The following is a 20,252-nucleotide window of genomic DNA, read 5'->3' as shown; positions in this document are numbered from 1 at the left end:
ACGCGGGGTTTCGGGCACAGGGGTTTCGGGCACAGGAGTATCGGGCACAGCCCTACGCTACCGCGAGGGGCCGACACAGCCGGGCCGGCAGGCTCGCGGGAGCCTTTCGGCATGCATCCGTTCCGTTAGTAGGTGAGGGACTGGCAGCCGAGGCCGGACACGCCGGTGCGCAGGACGCCCGTTCCGGCGCTCGAGACACAGATCGTGTACTTGCCGCGGGCCTTGACGGGCATGGTGGCCCGGTATCCGTGGTTTCCTGTCACGTTCAGTGCGCGGTTCACATCCGGCCGGGAGACGTTGGCCGTAAAGCTGTAGCTCGTGGAGATCGAGCCCGGGGACTTTACGGTAATGCGCACCGGGACACTCCGGCTGGTGAATCCGGGGTCCATGGCCCAGCCGGTCGCGATGACGGACTTGCTGGTACTCGTTCCGGCCAGGCGGACGGTGTCGAGGTAGCCCCGGACCGGAGCGGCAGGCTGCGCCACCACATCCCGGCAGCCAAGCAGGGTGTTGCCTGCACTGAGCGGGCTGACCGAAATGCCGTACGCGCACACGTGGTACTTGCCAGAGAGTGTGATGGGAATGCTGTTCTGGAACCCGTGCTTGCCTGTCAGCGAGAAAGCGGTATTGACATCCGGCCGTATCCCGTTCGCGGTGAAGGGGTAGCCCTTGGTCTTGCCGTCGGGGCCCGTGACGTAGATGTGGACTGTGTTGGAGGCCGCCGGCGTGCCGGGTTCGTAGCTCCAGCCGGCTGCCGTGATCACCGCGGACGGCGTTTTGGTCTCCACGACGATGGAATCCAAGTAGCCGACCGGCGCCGCGGCGGCCACCGCTGTGGCGTTGCTGCATCCCAGCATGCCGTTGCCCTTGGTAAGGTTGGCCACCGCGATCCCGTAGGCGCAGACGCGGTACGTCCCCGCCTTCGTGACGTTGATGGACGCTGCGTAGCCGTGTGATCCGCCGATCCCCATGGCGGCGTTGACATCGCTCCTGGCGGCATTGGCCGTGGTCTTCACCACATTTGTGCTGCCGTCCGGGGACGTGACATACAGCTGAATGGGAATGGACGCCGACGGGACGCCCGAATCGTAGGACCAGCCTGCTACGTCCAACCGGGCCGACGAACCGGAGTTGATGAAGGATACGGAATCCAGGTAGCCGGTCGGCGGGTCGCTGACGGCCACGGGGACGTTCCGGCAGCCCAGGGTGGTGTTGCCCGCGGCTAGCGGAGCGACCGGAATGGCATAGGCGCAGACCCGATACGTGCCGGTCTCAACAGCCGGGACGGAGATCGCAAAGCCGTGCGTCCCGCTCACCCCCAGGGCCTTGTTGACGTCCGGGCGCTGCACGTTGGCGGTGAACGCCTGGCCGGTGGTTGTTCCCGAAGGAGTGGTCACGTAGACGTGGACCGGGATGGAGGCGCTGGCATTGCCCCGGTCAAGGGCCCAGCCCCGGAGCTTGATGGACGGGCTGCCGGACACCATTGCGGTGCTGACCTCGTCCAGGGATCCCTCGGGCGCGGGAGTGCCGGCCAGAGTGAGGGTCCGGCAGCCCAGGGATGTGTTGTCAAAGGTGCCGATGGCATAGGCACAGGCCTGGTATGTGCCTGGCACCTTGACGGGGATCGATTCCTGGAAACCGTGGTTTCCGCTGATGCCCAGTGCCGTGTTGACGTCGGCGCGCGGCTTGTCAGCATTGAAGGGATAGCCTTTTGTGCTCCCGTCGGGGGCCGTGATGTAAACGTGCGCCTGGGTGGAGGTGGACGTCGACGCCGGATCCACCGACCATCCGCGGACGTTCAGGTTGGCACCGGAAGAGGTGATGGCGAGCGTGGCACTGTCGAAAGAGCCCTTGGCGGGGGCCCCGGGCGGACGGATGGTCACGGTGGCCGCGGTGTCGCTGACCGCGTCGATGCTCACCTTGGTGCCGGCGTGCGTGACAAATGTCTGTCCGGCCTGCCAGGCCTGCGTGTTGCTGTAGTAACCGTTGAAGGCGGATGCGCGGGTATCGGGCGGCAGCAGGATCGAGGAATTGCCTCCGCCCTGCTGGGTGATCTTCACCCCGCGGTTCCCGGCCTGGGCAACCACGGCGTCATAGCCCACGGGCGCGCGGAGCTCGAGGAAATAGACTTCCCCTGATTTCGGGTCCGTGAATTTCGCGGCCCGGTTGGCACCGGTTCCTGCCCACGGCTTGAGGCTTACCGTCCGGGGGGCAGACACAGTGCCCAAGTTGGCGATCTCATTGCCGTTGCCGAACCGCCCCATTTCCCAGAAGCTGGCACTGATTTCTGGCATGATGTCCCAGTGCGAGATCCCCATGAGGTCCAGGTTGTCGCCGTAGGTCTTGATGCTGCAGGTGGGATCCGCGAAACCGGCGAAGGGGCCGGAGGCCACGTCCATGGCCCCGCTGCCACACAGCAGGCTGTTGGCGTGATCCATGCCCAAGGCGTGCCCGAACTCATGCGTCAGCACAGGAGTTGAGAGCCTGCTGTCCTGCGGCATCAAAATGCGGCCGCCAATGTTGCCGTTGCTGTACGTCATGCCCGCGGCACCGTTTGTGAGGTACGAACCCGGGATGAAGATAACCAACGCAGTGTAGGAACTCTGCGTCCAGCCCAGCTCCTGGGAAACGATGTCCACGATCTGCGACGGTGATTGCTTGGACGTGGCGGCCGACTTGTGCAGCTGACGTGAGGACGTCAGCGCAATGTCCACCCGGCCGGCCGTGGCGTAGGCCCAGTAGCGGTTGGCGGCGCTGAGCGAAGCCTTCGCCGCAGCGATCGGAACTGCCGCGTCCGTTTCGGCGGCCGACTTGTCGGCAAGCTGCACGGTCACCAGGGTGGTTTTCAAGGTGCCCGCCAGCGGAGCGCTGACGTAGGTGTATTCCGCCTTCGCCCGGTTGGCCGGCGGCTCGGGCCGGACAAAGTCATCCACCGCCTGTCCCTGGGGACTCGGGTCCGACACCGCCGGAAAAGCGCCCACCGACGCAGTGACTGAGGAAAGCGCAGCGGTCGACGCCGGTACCGCCGACGCCGCGGCGGCCGGTATCTGCACGGCGGCCCCAGCGGCTTGAGGCAAGGCTGCTGCCAGCATCACGGCGGCAATCACGGTTGCCGCTATGTTCAGTTTTCGCAAGATTGCTCGCTTAGGGGTGGGACCTCAGGTGGTGACCTGGCGGTGGGAGCGACGGAAGGTGCCTATAGCATAAACGCCAATTCACGTCTGTCACCCCACTAACTTTGATCCCTGTAATCACAACTGCATCACGCATTTTTCTTAGTAAGTTCTTGCGCAGGATCTGCGCATCATTTCGCCACCCGAAAACCGCGTGCCAAACTCTTAGCCGTGCCTCCTTCAGTCACCGCGGTGAATACCGCCACCCGCAGGGTGCTTGCCTTCGCCGTCGGTGGCCTCATGCTGTACCTGGTCATTGCCGTTCAACTCTTCGTCAACGTGGATCCGCTCAGCGTCCACCGGACCGACGCCGTCATCATGCTGGGCGGCGCAGCCAGCGAACGCCTTCCGGTGGCCCGCCAGATCCAGGCTGAATACAACATCCCGGTTTTGGTGATCTCGCACACGGATACGTTCGGCAACCGTGCGGCGGATGAGGCGTGCAATTCCACAGCCTTTCCGAACCCCAGCGTCATCTGCTTCCGCCCCCCGGACATGGACACACGGGGCGAGGCCCAGGCCATCTCCCGCTTGATCAAGGCCAACGGCTGGAGGTCTGTCACGGTTGTGACCTCGAGCTACCACGTCACCCGCGCAGGCCGGCTAATCAAACAGTGCACGGGCGCGGATGTACAGATGGTTGCCTCACATCCGGACCTTGACGCGGGCCAATGGATACGGCGGTTTGTGATCGAAACGGGGGGCCTCTTGGACGTTTCCCTCAGGCCGGAATGCGCGAATCAGTGAGCGGAAATGTAACAATTGAACCTCATCCGATTGAACTGGTCAGCCGGTTCAGGCATCTGACTGAGGCGAGGAGGACATGCTGGAACACTCTCCCCACGGCGCTCCCCCGTTGGTTGCCGCCCCCCGGCACCTGCGCAGGCGGCGCATGCACACGGAGATCCCGGACACCTTTTTGGTGCCGGGCGCGGAACCGATCCCGGTCTCCGTTCCACCGCCTCAGCCCGCTCCTGCAGACGAGGAAACCGCCAACCAGGACGCCAAACAGGACAAAGAAGCCCAGCAGCTCGTCCGTGACCACATGAACCGGCGCAAACGGCGGGTGGCCCTCCTGGCCGTAGTCTTTGTCGCCATCGCGGTGCCGGTCATCCTGCTGGCCCTGCTGTTCGGCTGAATCCGCCAATAACCATTCCAACCGCTCGCACACCCTTGGGGAACAGGAACATCCATGCACAGCATCATGCCGATTTTCGGAACCAGGCCGGAGGCCATCAAGATGGCGCCGATCGTCAGCGCGTTGCAGGAGTCTCCACTATTCCGCTGCATCGTGACGGTCACGGGCCAGCACCGCGAAATGCTGGATCAGGTCAACGAGCTGTTCGGCATTGCTCCCGACCACGACCTGAACATCCTGCAACAGGGGCAGTCGCTGTCGGCTATTATGACGCGGACCATCGACGGGTTGGAAAAGCTGTTCGCCACCACCCGTCCAGACGCCGTCGTCGTCCAGGGCGACACGACTACCTCCACGGCCGCAGCCATCGCGGCGTTCTACCACGGCATCCCGGTGGTGCACGTCGAGGCAGGGCTTCGTAGCGGTGACCTGCTCTCGCCCTTCCCCGAGGAAGCCAACCGCAAGATCACGAGCCAGATCACCCGCCTGCACCTGGCGCCCACCTCCACGAGCAGGGAAAACCTGCTGCGGGAAGGCATCAGCGCCGAGGACATCGTGGTGACCGGCAACACCGTTATTGATGCACTCCTCACCACGGTGGACAAGCAACTCCCCTTTACGGATCCGCGGCTGGAGGAACTGGACGCCAGCGGCCGCCGGATCCTGCTGGTCACCACGCACCGGCGCGAAAACCAGGGCGAATCAATGCGCAGCGTGGGGCGGGCGCTGGCCCGGATCGCCGACGCCGAACCGGACCTCGTGGTCCTCCTCCCCGTCCACAAGAATCCGGTAGTGCGCGAGGCCGTGCTTCCCGCGCTGGAGGGCAAGGCCAATGTGCTGGTGACGGAGCCGCTGGCCTACGGCGAATTCACCCGGATGCTGTCCCGGGCCCACATCGTCCTGACGGACTCCGGCGGAGTGCAGGAGGAAGCCCCCAGCCTCGGCAAGCCAGTCCTGGTGATGCGGGACAACACGGAGCGGCCCGAGGCCCTCGACGCCGGCACCGTGAAGCTGATCGGCACGGACGAGGAGCGCATTGTCACCGAGGTGACCCGTCTCCTGCACGATTCCGCGCATTTTGCCGCCATGGCCAACGCCGTGAACCCCTACGGCGATGGCAAGGCCGCCGCACGGACGGTGGCAGCGATCGAGGAGTTACTCGGCGTCGGCTACCGGACCGCGGAGTTCAGCGGGGCGTAGCGGCCGCCGGCCGCACCGGGTCCGGATCTCGGACGGCGAGTCGAACCTGGTCGATCATTCGTGGAAGAATGAGTGTTCAGCGGGCAAGGATGCGGGTTGATGGAATTGCGTTCTCCTCCTGCAGCTCTGGCTTCCTTGGATTCTGACCGGATTCCGCCACGATGCCAGGGGGTGCACATGGACCGCAGGACCTTTCTCACTGTCCCCCTCGCCGTCGGCGCCGCCGCCTTGGCAGCGTGCACCCCGAATACGCTCCCGGGGCCCCAACCGCCGTCAACCCCGAGCGTAGCTCCGTCCACACCAACGCCGTCCGCACCAACTACTTCCACACCGACGCCGTCCACACCAATAACCCGTCGGCCCCGGCCCGGATATGCCGGCAAGGGCATGGGGATGCCGCGGTTCGACGGATTCGGCTTCGAGGAGCTAAATTCCCTGGACTTGGACTGGTTTTACAATTGGGGACCGGGTTATCCGCCCCTCCGGCCAGCTTCGACCCATACCGCTGAATTTGTGCCGATGATCTGGGGGCGGGGATCCTTGGAGCGGAAAGGCGTTGAGCAAGTGCGGTCTGAAGTGCCGTGGACGGGGGCTAAATATCTCCTCGGCTTCAACGAACCCGACCATGAGGGCCAGGCGGATATGTCTGCCAACGCCGCCCTAAAGCTGTGGCCCCAACTGGAACGTTCCGGTCTCAGGCTCGGGTCTCCGTCGCCTGTTCAGGCCCTCGGCGATTGGCTCAAAAAGTTCATGGATGGCGCCGCCGCCAAGGACCTGCGAGTGGACTTCGTCACAATGCATCACTATGCGGGGCCCCGCGCAGACTCGTTCCTCAAAACGGTGCAGAAACTGCATGAACGCTACGGGAAACCAGTTTGGATCACCGAATTCGCCGTCGCCGACTGGAAGGCCACCGCAAAGTCGCCCACCCGGTACACGGAAAAGGAAATTCTGGCGTTCATGAGTGAGAGCGTCGCCGGGCTCCGGGAAATGCCCTTCGTGGAGCGCTTTGCCTGGAAAACACGGGCCCATGACGATCCCATTATGGGAGCCTCCGCCCTGTTCCGGAGCAACGGGGCTCTTTCCCCCACGGGCGAGCTCTACCGGTCCCTTTAGCATCTTTCTCCCCTGCGCAGAGGGCCGCCCCAGGGCGGACGGAAACCTGCGTATTTGCTGTGTAAAACCGCGACTTTCCTGAGCATTTCCCGTGCTAGGTTGACACCAGCCACAACTGAAGCAGGGACCACACGGGCCAGAGCAGTCACCGGTCGACGCCGCCGCTGCGTGAGCAAAATCCACCGTGACGCACCCGCTGCTGGCCTTCCTGTCACTGCACCAGCCGTGGACCTCCGCCAAACCTTCCTCGAAAGGAACTCATGGAACGCCGTAAGTTTCTCACCATCCCCTTGGCCGCAATGGCTGCGCCGGGTGCCCTGCTGGCCTCCAACGCCGGAACGGCACAGGCAGCCACGGCCCCGGCTGGAATCCCGACTGTCCCGGCCGTCACTCTGCCCGCTGACACGCTCAAGGGGTTTGGGTGGGGCGGGAAAGACGCCCTGGCGCTTCAGCAAATCAAGAGCCTCAAGCTGGATTGGCACTACACCTGGGGATCGCACTACAACGTCACCACCAACCCACCTTTTGTCCCCATGGTCAAGAGCGCAAGGACCCTGCTGGAGCAGGACGCCATCGGCTGGGTCACGCGTCAACTGACCCAAACGAAGACCAAGCACCTCCTGGGCTTTAACGAGCCCGACAACCGATCCCAAGCCAACATGTCCGTGGATGAGGCCATCCGCCTGTGGCCCAAACTTCAGGCGACCGGGCTGAGGCTCGGATCCCCGGCGCCTGCKGGTACGGCGAGCCCTTGGCTTGCGGAGTTCATGGCGAAGGCCAAGCAGAAGGGGCTGCGGGTCGATTTTATGACCATGCATCGCTATGCCTGGCCCAAGGCGGACGACTTCCTCAGCAAGGTGACGGAACTGCATGAGCGGTACGGCAAGCCGGTCTGGGTGACTGAGTACGCAGTGGCCGACTGGAACGCCACATCGACCCGGCCCAGCATTTACTCCCGGTCCCAGACTGAAGACTTCATGCGCGCCACAGTCGCCGGCCTGCGTGCGATGCCTTTCGTGGAGCGATTTGCGTGGAAAACCAGGCCCGCTGGGGACCCGAAAATGGGCTGCTCAGCCCTGTTCCACACGAACGGCTCCCTAACCACCACCGGCAGGCTCTACGCGTCTCTGTGACGCGCTAAAGAGCCTCCGCAGAGGTTGCGGACCCTCCACATCGCCTACCAGCAGGGAAAAGACTAAGCCCGGTCGAATGAAAACGGATTCATTCGACCGGGCTTAGTCTTCGTCTGGGTGGCTACAGTCGCACTAGTTAGCTGCGGCAAGCTCCAGCAGTTCGCTCTTGTGGCCGAGCGAAACGATATCCCAGCCTGCAGTGTTCCACTTTTCGTGGTCCAGGACGTTGCGGCCGTCAAACATGCGCCTGTGCGAAACCGCTGCCGCCAGCTCCACGGGATCAACAGTCACGAATTCGGGCCACTCGGTCAAGAGCATGACCAGGTCGGCGTCCGCCACGGCCGTGGCCAGGGAGTCCACGTAGTTTAGCCGCGGGTACCGCTTGGCGGCGTTGGCGTTGGCCGCGGGGTCATAGACGCTGACGTCGGCTCCGCTGTTGAAGAGCCTGGCTGCTACATCCAGCGCCGGTGAGTCGCGGACGTCGTCGCTGTTGGGCTTGAACGCCACGCCCAGCACGGCAATCCGCTTGCCCTCCACGTTGCCCAGCAGCGTCTCGGCAACGTGGACCGCACGGTCACGACGGCGGAGGTTGACTTCGTCGACTTCGTTCAGGAAGCGCATGGTGCTGTCCAGGCCGAGTTCGGAGACCCGTGCCTGGAGCGCGCGGATGTCCTTGGGCAGGCAGCCACCGCCGAAGCCGATGCCGGCGTTGAGGAAGCGGCGGCCGATCCGGGCGTCGAGGCCAATGGCATCAGCCAGCGTGCGGATATTGCCGCCAACTGTCTCCGTGACCTCGGAGAATGCGTTGATGAAGGAGATCTTGGTCGCGAGGAAGGCGTTTGCGGCCACCTTGACCAATTCCGCTGTCTCAAAGTCCGTGGAGATGAAAGGGGTCTCGCGGCTAATGGCGTCGGCGTAGACTTCGCGCAGCGTGGCCTCGGCAGCTTCGGAGTCGGTTCCGATGACCAGGCGGTCCGGCCGCAGAGTGTCTTCCACGGCGAAGCCCTCGCGCAGGAACTCGGGGTTCCACGCGAAGTTGACCGTTACGCCGTCGCGCGATTCTTCGGCCACGAGGCCCTTGAGACGACGTGCGGAACCGACAGGAACGGTGGACTTGCCGACGATCAGGGAGTCCTTCGTGGCAGCGCGGGCGATCGCCGTCACGGATGCGTCAACGTAAGTCATGTCCGCAGCGTGCTCTCCGGCGCGCTGCGGGGTGCCTACGGCGATAAAGTGGACGTCACCGAACGCGCCGGCTTCTTCGAACGAGGTGGTGAAGCGCAGACGGCCGGATTCCGTGTGCTTGCGCAGAAGCTCCGGCAGGCCGGGCTCGTGGATGGGCAATTCGCCCCGGCTGAGGCTGTCGATCTTTTCCTTGTCAACGTCGACGCCCAGGACTTCGAATCCCAGTTCAGCCATGCATGCCGCATGGGTCGCGCCGAGGTATCCCGTACCGATAACGGTTAGTCGAAGTGTCACTAGTCCCCCAGTAGCTGCAGTAAATGTCGTTGTCTTGGTCGCAGATGGCGCGACCAAACGCGACCACTATATCGTCATCACGCAGGAAGGGTCTCGTCGCGACTCTACCGGTGATCAATGTCACAAACATGGGCTCTGCGAAACGCCGCAGACGGAGGCACTCCAGTTCGGTGTCTCGGTTCAATGTGATGGGTTTAGCGTTTCGGTCTATGCTGTCGCGTGCGCGGCCGTATGGCGGGCCACAACAAGCCGAGCGTGTTCGTAACCGCCACTTGCGAGGGCCCTTAGAGTTTCCAGTGCCGACTGGTCACCCGAGGCCAAACGGACTTCCGCGGCCCGCGCGGCGTGCCATGGATTTCCTGCTGCCCGCTCATCGTGGAAGGCGATCGCGGCTTCCTCGAACTCAGCCAGCCGGTGCGTTCCATATATATGCCTGCCGCCGCGACGGAGAGCCGCTTGGATGTTAAATGCCTGCCTGCCATCGCCGCTGAGGTGACCGATAACGTAAGCCGCCAAGCTAAACACGGCCCTTGTTGAATCCTGCGAAAGCAAAGCAGGCAAAAGTTGTGCATAGCGGGCGTCGCCCTGCGACGCACCGCCGGAGAGCCTCGTCAGGAGGTGCTCGTCGGCCACCAACGTCGCGTTTCGGGACAGATCCTCCCGGAACTTGTTGAGGTCGATGTCGAACCCGGACAAGGCTGCAACACGGCCGGTCAGCATAGCGGCATCGAGGGCTCGAATGATGCGTTCGCTGTACCGGAGCATGCCCGTGTCATCACCGCCGGAGGCGAAGGTGAACTCTCCGAAGACGGGACCGTCAGGCCCGTCGTAACAATCCACCTTAACAAAACGCGTGTCGAGGCTCTGGGACAGCGTTGACGCCATTTCCAGGATGGCCCCCGCGAATCGTGGGAGGACGTGCTGCTCAGTCAACCATCGATTCTCGTCAATCGAATAGTCCCTCCCCAGCTCGAGTGGGATAAATGCTCCGTCGAACAGGGCAACCCGTGGCGGGAAGACATTCCGGTCGATCTGGGTGATGTGGCTGATTTGTCCCCGGAAGGCGTAGACCTTGTAGTCCAACGGAACGGGCTTGCCCGCCGGCAGTGACGGAATGCATTCCTCCGCGAGCCAGTATTCGGGCGTGTCACCCACTGCCTTGATATCGGCAGCAGCCAAGACCTTCATCCTCAGGAGGTCGAGGTAGGTGCCCTCGCCGAGCTTCTCAAGTACGTAGACGCCGGAAGCCGAATGGCGGTTCGGCTGTTTGATGACGAACCGGTCCCCGAACTGTTCCCCTGCTGCCAATGCCTCGGCCGCGCTGCTCGTCCGCACATACCGGGGGACGGCATATCCGGCCTGCTCCACGTACCTGTACGCCGTTTCCTTGTCATCAAGTTCCCACGGCACAGGATCCAATCCAGGATCATTTCGCTGATTAAACCTTCGGCGCATCAGACCCAGGAACGAAATCCCGTCCATGTGCAGTTCCTTCTCTTACTTTCGTGCGCAGGCGGACAGTGTGCAGCCGACCGCCGTTCGGAGGAGTGTCAACCAGCACTCTGCGCTGGGTGCGGTCATCAGGATCTCCCTGCGATGCGGCGGTGGCGGAGCATCCGAGCAGAGTACTGGACGGAATTGACCCATCAGACTATCGGCGTGATCTCAACGCATATCCTACGCTGACGGCGGACGTGTTGTGCGCGCGCCTGGCAGGCACTCAGGCGCGCCGTGGCGCCCCAGCATGTTAGCGGCACACTGGCCGCGGCTGGAGCGCCCGTCGCCAGGCCGGTGGCCCACCGTTGGTGTGGAACAATCGAATCCTGAAAAACAGTGATGAGGAAAAATGCTCAAAGGCTACGTCGATTCAATCTCACCGGACAAGCTGTCGCTCACTGGCTGGGTTCAAGTCGGAGAGGACGGAGAAGACCCGGATCTCTGGCTCGATCTCGATGGCAAACAAACTGGAACAACTGTCTTCGGCGCCGAGCGCGCGGATGTCCGTTCTGCCCTGGGGTTGGCCAACAGGTCCTTCACCCTGACTCTTGAGACACCTCTCCAGAGTCAGAACGTCTTGGCCAACGCCCACCAAGTAGCCGCGGCGGCCGAAGGTGTAAGGAGTTTCATTCCGCTGGGTGGCAGCGCCTACCACCACTTGCTGGCAGATTTCGTCCGGACCGCGGCCGCCAATGTCAGGGGATCACGAGAGGTGATCCTTGAGGCCCTGGAGGTCAAAGAACGCACTCTGTCAAAGCACTTCGCGGAAGTGAGGGCGTCGTCGGAGGCCGGCGAACTCTCTTATCTTGGGTTTCCGGTCGGGTTGCGGTCCAGTGACGACGTCGGACAGATTGGCAAGGATGGCCACCTCTTCCTCACGGGCGGCAGCAACGCGCTGCGCGACCAGTACAGGGGGCCCAAAGACGCAGCGGAGGCGGAACTACTGGAAAAGAGGGCCGCGATGTGGGCCTCGGCGATCCGCGCCAACAGCGCCGTCCTGGACGATCTGGGAATCCCGTTCCTTCAGGTCGTCATCCCTGAGAAATTGACTGCCCTGCGGCACCTCGCACCTCTGGCAGTAACCGGCCCGACTCCGTTGTACCGTCGCCTCGATGAACTCATGGAAAATGAACCCAACTACCTGAGTTTCCTGAGCATGTTCGAGGACTGGTCCGATGACCTAGAAGCCTGGCAGCGGAACGACACCCACTGTTCGCCGGCCGGCACGTTGGCAATGACACGCCTGCTTCTGGATCGGCTCCCGGGCTGCGATCCAGCCATCCTTGATAGAGTCGAACTGACGGGAACCATCTACCGCAACGGCGATCTGGCCCCAAAGTTCTTCGATATCCCGCTCTGGGACAAACAGCATATTCCTGCCCCTGGAACGTTGGGGGATCCAGAGATCGAACTTGTATTCTCCCACAGCCCGGGAAATTTCGTGGGTTCTCACAACATCTGGACTAACCAGAGCGCGCCGATCAAGAAGAAAGTGGTGGTCTTTGGCAACTCATTCTTCGGTAGTGTTACAAGCCCCACCCGGTTGAGCTGGTGGTTCGCCAGGCTATTCAGCGAGTACCACTTCAAGTGGGAGAATACTGTCGACATGGAATACGTCAGGGACGTCCGTCCTGACTTTGTCATCGCACAGTCAATCGAACGGTTCCTCGTACGGCCGCCCCGGATTCCAGGCACCGACTAGCCATGAAGCCGAAGACCCCGGCAGGTTCAATCTGTCGGGGTCTTCGGTAACGATGGCAAAGGTAGATCCCGTTTTGCTGCGGGGACTCGCTAAGGGCCTAGTTCGTGCTTTGGGCAAGTTTCTGGGTTGCCCGGAGCCAGTTCCTCACATAGTGTCCGACCAGCTTCTGCTGCCGGGAATGTGCCATCGCTTCGACTGCTTCCAGCCTCGAAGTCTGCGCCGGTCGTTGATCCAACGTGGACAGCACATCTTGAAGGGCAGACGACAGCGTGAATCTCGACAGGTCCCGGGATTTCAACTCGACGGCAAAATCGCTCGCCGCTTCAATACCACCGGACAGTTCGTTTCCAATCTCTTCCGGACTCTTGACGGAGAAGCCCCTGCCCGAGAAGTTGTGGAATTCCGCCAAGTCAAAGTTTTTCGCGTCAAGCCATCCGGGGCCACCGAATTTGTCGTAACAGTAGACAGGCACGCCAGCAAGCATCGCGTACTGCACGGTCTTGCCGATTGTTACCACGCCGTCTAGGGCAACCAGAGTCTCAGGAGTGACGCGGGCGGCGACCGAGTTTACCACCCCACCGCTGCCTATCGGCAGGAATTCCACGCCGGCCGGAGGGTTTTCCATCACGACGCCAAGCTCGTCAGGGACGTGGTTGGAGACGACGCCGATCAACTGCGTCCGCCCCCGGCCCGGCCTGGCCACTGCCCCAAAGTCGTCAGGAGCGGGATTGGCAAACACCTTCAAGCGTCCCGGGTCAAACGCTGCTGCGCCGTCGGCGAGATGCGCCTCAAGCGTCTCTGCAGAGTTATACAGGTGCAGGCCCGCAAGCCTGCCCTCAACGACCGCGGACCATGACGATTCCAATGGGTGGACAGACGACATGTGATTGAACACAAACGCCGTTTTACCCGGATTCCGAAGGAGCCATTGAGGGACGATCTGGTGATGAATCCATGCCAATTGCGGTGGATTGCTCTGCAGCAGATTTGAAAGCCGGTCGTCGTCAATATCGAAGTAGGCAATATTGGCACGATCCGTCAAATGCGATAGGACAGGCTTGCCGATGCTCCAGGTTCCGATGGTCACCTGAGAGCCCTCAGCAGCGAAATGCTCTGCAAGCTCCAAGGTGACCATTTCCGAACCGCCGTAACTTACCAAATGGGCTTGGGAGATGAAGACGTGCGGAAGCGGCGATGTGTTGTTATTCATGTGCGGGTCTCTCCATTGGTTCCCGTAGCCCTAAAGAATAGTCGTATCTACAGCGCAGGCGTGAGATCGTTTCTGGCACTATCCGACGCCGATTTCCTGTGTTCCCGGACTACCCCAAGCAGAGTCTCGGCTCGTTTGTCGAAGTTATGTTCGTCCCGGATCATCTGGCTGATGGCAGCCATCTCCGAATCATCCGGGAAACCGCTCGGATCGGCCAGGATTTCGGCAAGCTGCTCCGTCGAAGTATATGTCCGGACCGCTCCCTTGAAGATCTCATCGATGCCGTCAACGTCATCGCTGATCACCCGTGCGCCTGAGGCCACGGCGTCGTAGAGTCGGTTGTTGACGAACCCCCACCGCGCCATGTCTTCGAAGTGGTCATTGAGGACAACCGCGGACGACCTGTACACGGCAGCAAGTTCGTCGTTGTCGATGAAATCGGCCACGACCATGTTTGCCGGGATGAACTGCTCCCAGCGTGGGCCCCAAACGCTGACATTCTGGCCAAGTTCAACGCAATCGGCGACGATCTTGCGCCCAATCGGTTTCCGCGGTCCCCCAACGAACGTAAGGTCGTACCGTGGGCTTTCCTCGGTCGCGGCCGTCGGGTGGAACCGACTCGGGTTCGTGGCCTGCGGCAGGTACTGGGCTTCGATCCCCCATTCACTGCGGACATACTCGCACCAGATTCGGGACGCACCAAACACGACGTCGAACTCAAGGAGTTCTTCCCGGTCAATCAAGTCCGGACGGCTGATGGCCCAGAGGATATTTGTCTTACCTGGCTGGGGATCGCAGCGGTGCAGGCCGCGGATGACCACCACTACGTCGTCCAAATGGTTTGAAGGACGGGCAAGGGCCCCAACCCTGTCGACCACAACTTCCTGGCCACGGGCAGTCAGGGCCGCTGCAAGGTCGGCCGCATACGGAACGTCGCCCCACCGGTCTCCGCCAATACTAAACTCGGCGCCGATCTTGATTGCCCAGCGCAAGCTCGCCGCGGGATCCGACCCGGAGGTCCGTCTGGCGACAATCGGCGCCGCAGGCTGGAGCCTTGGGTTTCGTGGCGCAACGAATGCAAGGATGTCCAGGCCGATGTCCCTGTAGTGGGCATCCATCGGCGTGGTGGGTTCCTTGGACGCACTCAGCCAACCAACATCCGCTGCGGCCAGTGAAGGGTGCTCCGCGAATGCATCCGCCGAATGATCTACTGCGACCGCGGCGCCCACGACGACGAACTCTCCGGCTTCGGCGCGGCTGAGCCTCCGCACGAAATCGGTGACTGCCGCCTCGCCGGCAAAGATCGCGTTGAAGCGGCCCAGCAGCTCAAAGGCTTCCGTGCGGACCATGAAGGCGGCAGCTGCCAATTCGTCCACCCCCCGGCCGCTGTGGCGCCGGGCATCGGCGATGTTCAGGCCCCGGAACAGGGGGATGGCGAGGCTATTGCGATGAATTCCGGCGCCGGCGGAGACGACGACGCCTGCGGGATCGGTCAGGAGCGGCTGCACAGCAGCTACTGATGCGTCGCTAAGCTGCTCTACGAGCTTTTCCGTTGTGCCGGCGCGGACTTCAACACTTTCCTTGATGAACAAGAGATTCGAGCCGGCGGCGTGGACGGAGCCAATATTGTAGGCAATTGCTTCTGTGTAGCGTCGCGGCAGTTTGATGTACTTCAAGCCGGGCAGGCCGGCGAGAGCTGCACGCAGACGAAGCGACGTGCGGAAACCCTGGACTTCGTCGAGAACTATCAGTTCGATCGCGTCGGCGTCGATGGTCTCCTGGATTCTGCGGATATTCCGAATAGCCACGTCGATGCTCTCAGTGATGCGCATGACGACCGACAGGGACGGCGCTTGCAGTCGATCAGTGACGGAATCCGGGACAAACCGGCCCAGCACATTCTTGCCAAGTACCGCGAATTCCCAGTTCGCCGACTCCCTGCGCGTTATTCTGTCCTCGTTGTGATCGTCGACGTAATCGCAACCGATGAAGGGGAAGTACTCGATGCTGGCTGTCTCGGCAATTCGCAAGACGAGGTCATAATCGACCCACCGGCGGAGGGAATTGTCGAAACCACCAAGTTCTCGGATGAATGAGGTCTTCACCACGAGAACATTGAGATCTACGTAATTCCGTACCAGGAGCTGGCTGGTCGTGATCGGCTGGCCCGTGAATTCCTCGCGGGCATTCAGCATGCGGATTGCAGAGTAGGCGGCCTTGCCACCACTGGCATTCAGCCCCGCACACATATTCGTGAGAAAATCGGGGCGCCAGGTGTTATCGGAATCCAGGAAGGCCAGGAACTCGCCCGCAGCTTCTTCAATACCCCGGTTACGGGCTGCGCAGACGCCCAGGTGATCCGCTTCAACCAAGCGAATCCGGCTGTCCAGGCGTGCGTAGTCGCGCACTACATCGCGGGTCCCATCCGTGCTGCCGTCGTCGACGACGATGAGTTCCCAAGACCCCAGGCTCTGCTGGCGCACTGAGTCAATGGCACCTCGAATCGCCACTTCCCGGTTCCATGCGGGCATCACAATGCTCACGACGGTGGCCGTCCCGGTAGTAGCTGCGGGAACATTCTGGACGTTTTGAAGCCACTTTCGTTCTACGGTCTCCGACCACGAGGTGAAGCGCAGGGGCTTCTTGCTCAATTCGTATGCCTTAGAAGCGTGGGCGTGGGCAATCATCAGTGCCCGCACGTCTAGCCACGCAGGGGCGGAACCCGGCAATTTGTCCGGCACCGGAAGGTCTCGTATTTTCCCGGCACGGTATCTGGATAGAAGCAATGACCCTTCTGCACCCGGCTCTTTGACGCCGGCAGGATCGAACAACCAAGACCAGACATGCTCCCGCGACTCGGAACTGCGCAGGTAAGAGAGTAGAAACTCGACATCCCCAGCCTTGTATCGATCACGAACGGGCGCTGGAAACATTCCAAGGTCAAACAAGGGGTGGAAGCTGAGACCGGCTTTCATGCCATATTGAACAAAGTGACGAGCAGCAGCCTGCTTAGTCTCGAAGTCCTTCCCGCTTTCCGCGGCGTAGTACTCGGCATCAAACACTTCTGTGTTGATTAACCGCTGACTGCGGGCCGAAATAGGGGCAAGCGCCTGGGTCGAAGCATTCATTTGTCGCATTTCCTTCATTTGATCTAATCGTTGCCGACAGCCGTTTATGGGACGAAGCGGTCAACACAAGTAACTATGAACTCGCTGAGAGTTTCGCAATCAGCGAGTTTGAGGGCTGCCATCCTCCCCAGTGACGCTGACATCCCTCTGATGTTTCTCATTCCGCGACTGTGGCCTCAAACCGTTGCCCTTTTATTTGTGTCAGTGGTTGTTTCTGGTCAAAAACTTCAGAAGGCCGCGACGATACACGTTGCTGGAGACAGGGATCCCGGGCTTTTCAACCTCTTCCTCCAAAACTGCGAGCTCTGCGCCGAAGAACGTTGCATGTGCTTCTTGGAGATGCTGTCGGAACCGTCCCCGGGGTGGAGGCAGATGACCATCCTGCAATGCCAGAGGCACAAATTCGATCCGGCCGGACGCATCGAGGCCGCCGATGGAGGGATCAACCTTACGCGAGTCGGCGAACGGCGTGTAGTGCTTGCTGTAGTGGTCGGTGTCCCGCGTGTTCTGAACGAACCGAACGAAGTTGTTATCAGGCGTCGTTGCGTACAGATGGCGCAGGTCAAATCGTGAACGGTGAGCTTTTTCTACTGCAGCGTATCCCCCCAGCCCCGGGAAGCATGCGCGATAGAAGGTTCTGACCACGGAGTTGCGGTAGTCCCCCACGCGGGTTTGCGGTGAGAAGCAGACCGCCGTTGAGCCGTCGATCTGGCGGGATATCGCCAGCGCGGCAAATCCTCCACCGCTGGACCCTGTCAACAGAATCCTCTCGTACCCCGCCGCCGAGGCGATGTCCTTGATGAGGTCAGCCACGTCCGAGCTAAAATCCTGCTCCGAAGTTCCGATGTACCAGGCCAGCGCCATGGCTCTATTGACGTGCAAGCTTGAATCAGCAACGAAGAGTTGCGCGACTTCAAACGAGGCAAGGGAATTCCGCCATTCGAAACGCGGAAGTGTGAACTTGGACCGCTGCAGCGAGCCGTGAAAGCTGACGATCAGCGTCTTGGACGCCCTGGGAATGTACAGTGCGGTGATATCCAGACGTCCGCCGGAACTGGCCGGCACTACGAATTCGTAGGCCCCAGATGCCGCGTGGTCAATGCTGGCAGCCGAGGCATACCGGCGAATCTCGACGGCGTTTCGCTCGTCCCAACACTCGTCCGGGGTCACGTCCTGCAAGTTCACGGAATCTCTCCTGCCTCGAATCGTCCCGCAGTGGAGCCTGTCAGTGAAAGCGGAGCATCCTCCACCGCGATGTCGGGAACGATCAGCGGGTCGCTCGGCGCCACGTGGTCACCGATGGACTTCTGACCATGTCCGGACTCCGTGATGACCCGCATGGTGCGTTCGTTGAGCGGAATCCATTGTACGGAACCGCCGAACACGGACAAAAGGTTGCGTTCCACTGTGCCAACCTCGTACTTGTGTTCGTCCGTTTCCCAGTTATAGGGCGGCTCGTCCGTCCATACGGACACACGGCCCGCAACGTGTCCGCTTCGCAACTCCCGGCTGTACTGGAAAGCCGTGGGATCGTAGATATTCACGGCCGCAGACCGCACGCGGTCCGTCACCTCGACCCGGATAAGTCGCCCGTCATGGAAGGCGTCCATGAGTTCATCGGAGTATGAACTTTCGATCGCAGCTGTGTGAAGGAGGCTCGGATAATGCATAAGGCCTATCGTTTGTGCCGTCCCCATCCCAGCCGCCAGGTGTTCGAGCATCAGATTCGAAACTAAGGAATCAGCACCGAAATCGCCGACAAGCAACATATCGAGTTCCATCTCCGCCTGCTGTGGACCCGACGGCAGGAACCGCGGCGGTGCCGGGAACTCCCTTTCAGCAAGGGGGAAGTCCAGGAAGCCGGAATGATCGCCCGTCTGGATCTTCTTATGCCAGTGCTCATACGAGTCACGGTATGAAACCCGGTCCGGCGACCTGTAGCCGAGGCGGAAATCTTCCATGGAAAGGTTCGACGTGCCAACGAGGGAAAGCGTCAACGGCGCCTCGCAGACCTCGAAGGGCTCCTCGCCGTTGACGAGGGCCTGGTAGCGGAGAATGAACTCCGTGTCCGCCGCTTTACGGACGGAATCCCAGTGGCCCAGGCGCTCCCTGATAGTGGGAGTGTGGAACATGGTGGATACATGAGCCGGTGTGATGAAGGCGCCACGCCATCCGCGGTAGTGGAAGAATAGGTCCTCATCGGCGCGCGTCCAGGGAGCAGAGACGAGCCTGCCGTCCGTCTGATCCAGGGCGGCCCGGACCAGGAGGGAGATCTTCTGCGGGTGCTGCCAGTCGTCGCCGTCGAAAATCGTGATGAACTCGCCCTGAGCCATGGAGTAGCCAACATTCCGCGACGTGTAGGCTCCGGAGTTGGCCTCGTTGAGCACCACCTTGATACGCCCATCCACGGGCAGCCACTTGTTGAGCCGCTCAGCGGCGTCACCACCGGAGCCGTCGTCAACGATGATGATTTCGATGTTGCGGTAGCTTTGGTTGACGGCTGACTGGATCGCGAGATCCGTGTACTCGTCCGGCTTGTAGACCGGCATGACGATGCTGACGAGGGGTCCGTCCGTCACCGGATCCGGCGTATCCGTTTTCAGCCGGAGGAACGCCGGGGCCGACCCTTCGGCCAGCGAAAGCTTGGACAGCCCAGCCCGCTCGTAAATTTCGTTGATCCCGGCGAGCCAATCGTCGACGTCGACGGAATTGTCCTTAAACGGGTTAGCCGCGTTGGCCCTGTAGAGGTGGAGGTCGTTGGCGTTCATTTCGTCGGCATTGTAGAGACCCTGCAGCCTGATGACTTCCTCCCCCTGCCCGGTCCTGGCCAGGGCGTCGAGGAAGAACTCCCCACGCCGCTTGTTCTGGAACGGTTTGGCGCCGAGCCGCTGGAATACATACTTGTACAGCGTGGAGGCATTGAGTATGTCGTCCTGGAGAATGTTCTGCCGGAAGCACAGGTCGCCCAGGTGCAGCAGGACTGTCCGGGGTGTTTTGGCCAGGACGGGCTCAACGCCACGTCGGCTATTACCGCCTATCCGATACATTTCCAGGGCAACGGCCATGTCCCGCCAGCCCCACCGGCCCTTGGTTGCCGCACTGACCAGGACATCGCGCCCGTCAACGGAATGCAGCTTGGTCAAACGTTGGGCAAGCCGCGCCTCCGGGATCCGGGAGCGCGCCCCCCACTCAACGAGGGCTCCGGGGCGCGGCGTGGAAGCCAGCTTGGAATGTGCCGCCTTAGCGCGCTTAGTGGCTCGCCGGGATGCCTTCAGCAACCGGTCCATATACAGGGCGCCGACGGCCAGCGCAGCTACGAAAACCACGACCATAAGGCCCAGCAGCCAAGGGCTACGTGCGTACGCAGCCACCACTACCAAGGCAAAGAGGACGGCGAAAGAAGCGGCGGCGGCTTTCTTCTTCGGGGACAGGCGCGCAATTCTGCGGAGAGCTTGTTGAAACTTCATTCGCTGAGC

At 61.7% G+C, this 20,252-nt stretch carries 13 protein-coding genes; 6 read left to right on the top strand and 7 right to left on the bottom strand.

Going from position 1 to position 20,252, the window contains the following annotated elements; all coding sequences use genetic code 11:
* Positions 1-125: 125 nt before the first annotated feature.
* Entirely contained in the window at positions 126-3,134 is a 3,009-nt protein-coding gene (locus tag AB4089_RS01855; RefSeq protein WP_441407618.1) for a hypothetical protein, read from the bottom strand.
* A 210-nt stretch (positions 3,135-3,344) separates the two neighbouring features.
* Here AB4089_RS01855 and AB4089_RS01850 point away from each other — a divergent pair, with 210 nt between their 5' ends.
* From AB4089_RS01850 to AB4089_RS01830, 5 genes are all read left to right on the top strand, one after another.
* Positions 3,345-3,920, top strand: coding sequence for a YdcF family protein (locus AB4089_RS01850; protein WP_441407617.1), 576 nt, complete (start codon positions 3,345-3,347; stop codon positions 3,918-3,920).
* Between the two features lie 76 nt (positions 3,921-3,996).
* Positions 3,997-4,311: a hypothetical protein gene (locus AB4089_RS01845; RefSeq protein ID WP_441407616.1), complete on the top strand. Its 315-nt coding sequence runs from the start codon at positions 3,997-3,999 to the stop codon at positions 4,309-4,311.
* Positions 4,312-4,365: 54 nt separating this feature from the next.
* Positions 4,366-5,511 (top strand): non-hydrolyzing UDP-N-acetylglucosamine 2-epimerase, encoded by a 1,146-nt coding sequence (gene wecB, locus AB4089_RS01840; RefSeq protein WP_441407615.1) that lies wholly within the window; start codon positions 4,366-4,368, stop codon positions 5,509-5,511.
* A gap of 393 nt (positions 5,512-5,904) precedes the next feature.
* The gene (locus tag AB4089_RS01835; RefSeq protein ID WP_441407614.1) at positions 5,905-6,627 is read left to right on the top strand and encodes a glycosyl hydrolase; all 723 of its coding nucleotides are present in this window, start codon (positions 5,905-5,907) and stop codon (positions 6,625-6,627) included.
* A 260-nt stretch (positions 6,628-6,887) separates the two neighbouring features.
* Positions 6,888-7,760, top strand: coding sequence for a glycosyl hydrolase (locus AB4089_RS01830; RefSeq protein ID WP_441407613.1), 873 nt, complete (start codon positions 6,888-6,890; stop codon positions 7,758-7,760).
* A gap of 132 nt (positions 7,761-7,892) precedes the next feature.
* Here AB4089_RS01830 and AB4089_RS01825 read toward each other — a convergent pair whose 3' ends face one another.
* Together AB4089_RS01825 and AB4089_RS01820 are read right to left on the bottom strand one after the other, a co-directional pair.
* On the bottom strand, positions 7,893-9,239 hold the full coding sequence (locus tag AB4089_RS01825) for a UDP-glucose dehydrogenase family protein (RefSeq protein ID WP_441407612.1): 1,347 nt from the start codon (positions 9,237-9,239) through the stop codon (positions 7,893-7,895).
* A 207-nt stretch (positions 9,240-9,446) separates the two neighbouring features.
* Positions 9,447-10,721, bottom strand: a complete 1,275-nt coding sequence (locus tag AB4089_RS01820; protein ID WP_441407611.1) for an ATP-grasp fold amidoligase family protein — start codon at positions 10,719-10,721, stop codon at positions 9,447-9,449.
* Between the two features lie 364 nt (positions 10,722-11,085).
* Here AB4089_RS01820 and AB4089_RS01815 point away from each other — a divergent pair, with 364 nt between their 5' ends.
* Complete coding sequence (locus AB4089_RS01815) at positions 11,086-12,438, top strand: hypothetical protein (RefSeq protein WP_441407610.1); 1,353 nt, start codon at positions 11,086-11,088, stop codon at positions 12,436-12,438.
* Positions 12,439-12,535: 97 nt separating this feature from the next.
* On the opposite strand, the gene AB4089_RS01810 is transcribed toward AB4089_RS01815, so the two are convergent.
* The 4 genes from AB4089_RS01810 to AB4089_RS01795 form a co-directional block, all read right to left on the bottom strand.
* Entirely contained in the window at positions 12,536-13,648 is a 1,113-nt protein-coding gene (locus AB4089_RS01810; protein ID WP_441407609.1) for a hypothetical protein, read from the bottom strand.
* Between the two features lie 47 nt (positions 13,649-13,695).
* Positions 13,696-16,776 (bottom strand): glycosyltransferase, encoded by a 3,081-nt coding sequence (locus AB4089_RS01805; RefSeq protein ID WP_441407608.1) that lies wholly within the window; start codon positions 16,774-16,776, stop codon positions 13,696-13,698.
* Between the two features lie 201 nt (positions 16,777-16,977).
* Positions 16,978-17,961, bottom strand: a complete 984-nt coding sequence (locus tag AB4089_RS01800) for a hypothetical protein (protein WP_441407607.1) — start codon at positions 17,959-17,961, stop codon at positions 16,978-16,980.
* Complete coding sequence (locus AB4089_RS01795; protein WP_441407606.1) at positions 17,958-20,243, bottom strand: glycosyltransferase family 2 protein; 2,286 nt, start codon at positions 20,241-20,243, stop codon at positions 17,958-17,960. The genes AB4089_RS01800 and AB4089_RS01795 overlap by 4 nt, the downstream gene beginning before the upstream one ends.
* Positions 20,244-20,252 lie beyond the last annotated feature (9 nt).

It is taken from the genome of Arthrobacter sp. 2MCAF15 (genome assembly GCF_052115605.1).
Taxonomy (GTDB): domain Bacteria; phylum Actinomycetota; class Actinomycetes; order Actinomycetales; family Micrococcaceae; genus Arthrobacter.
This window is presented reverse-complemented; position numbering and strand designations above follow the sequence as displayed.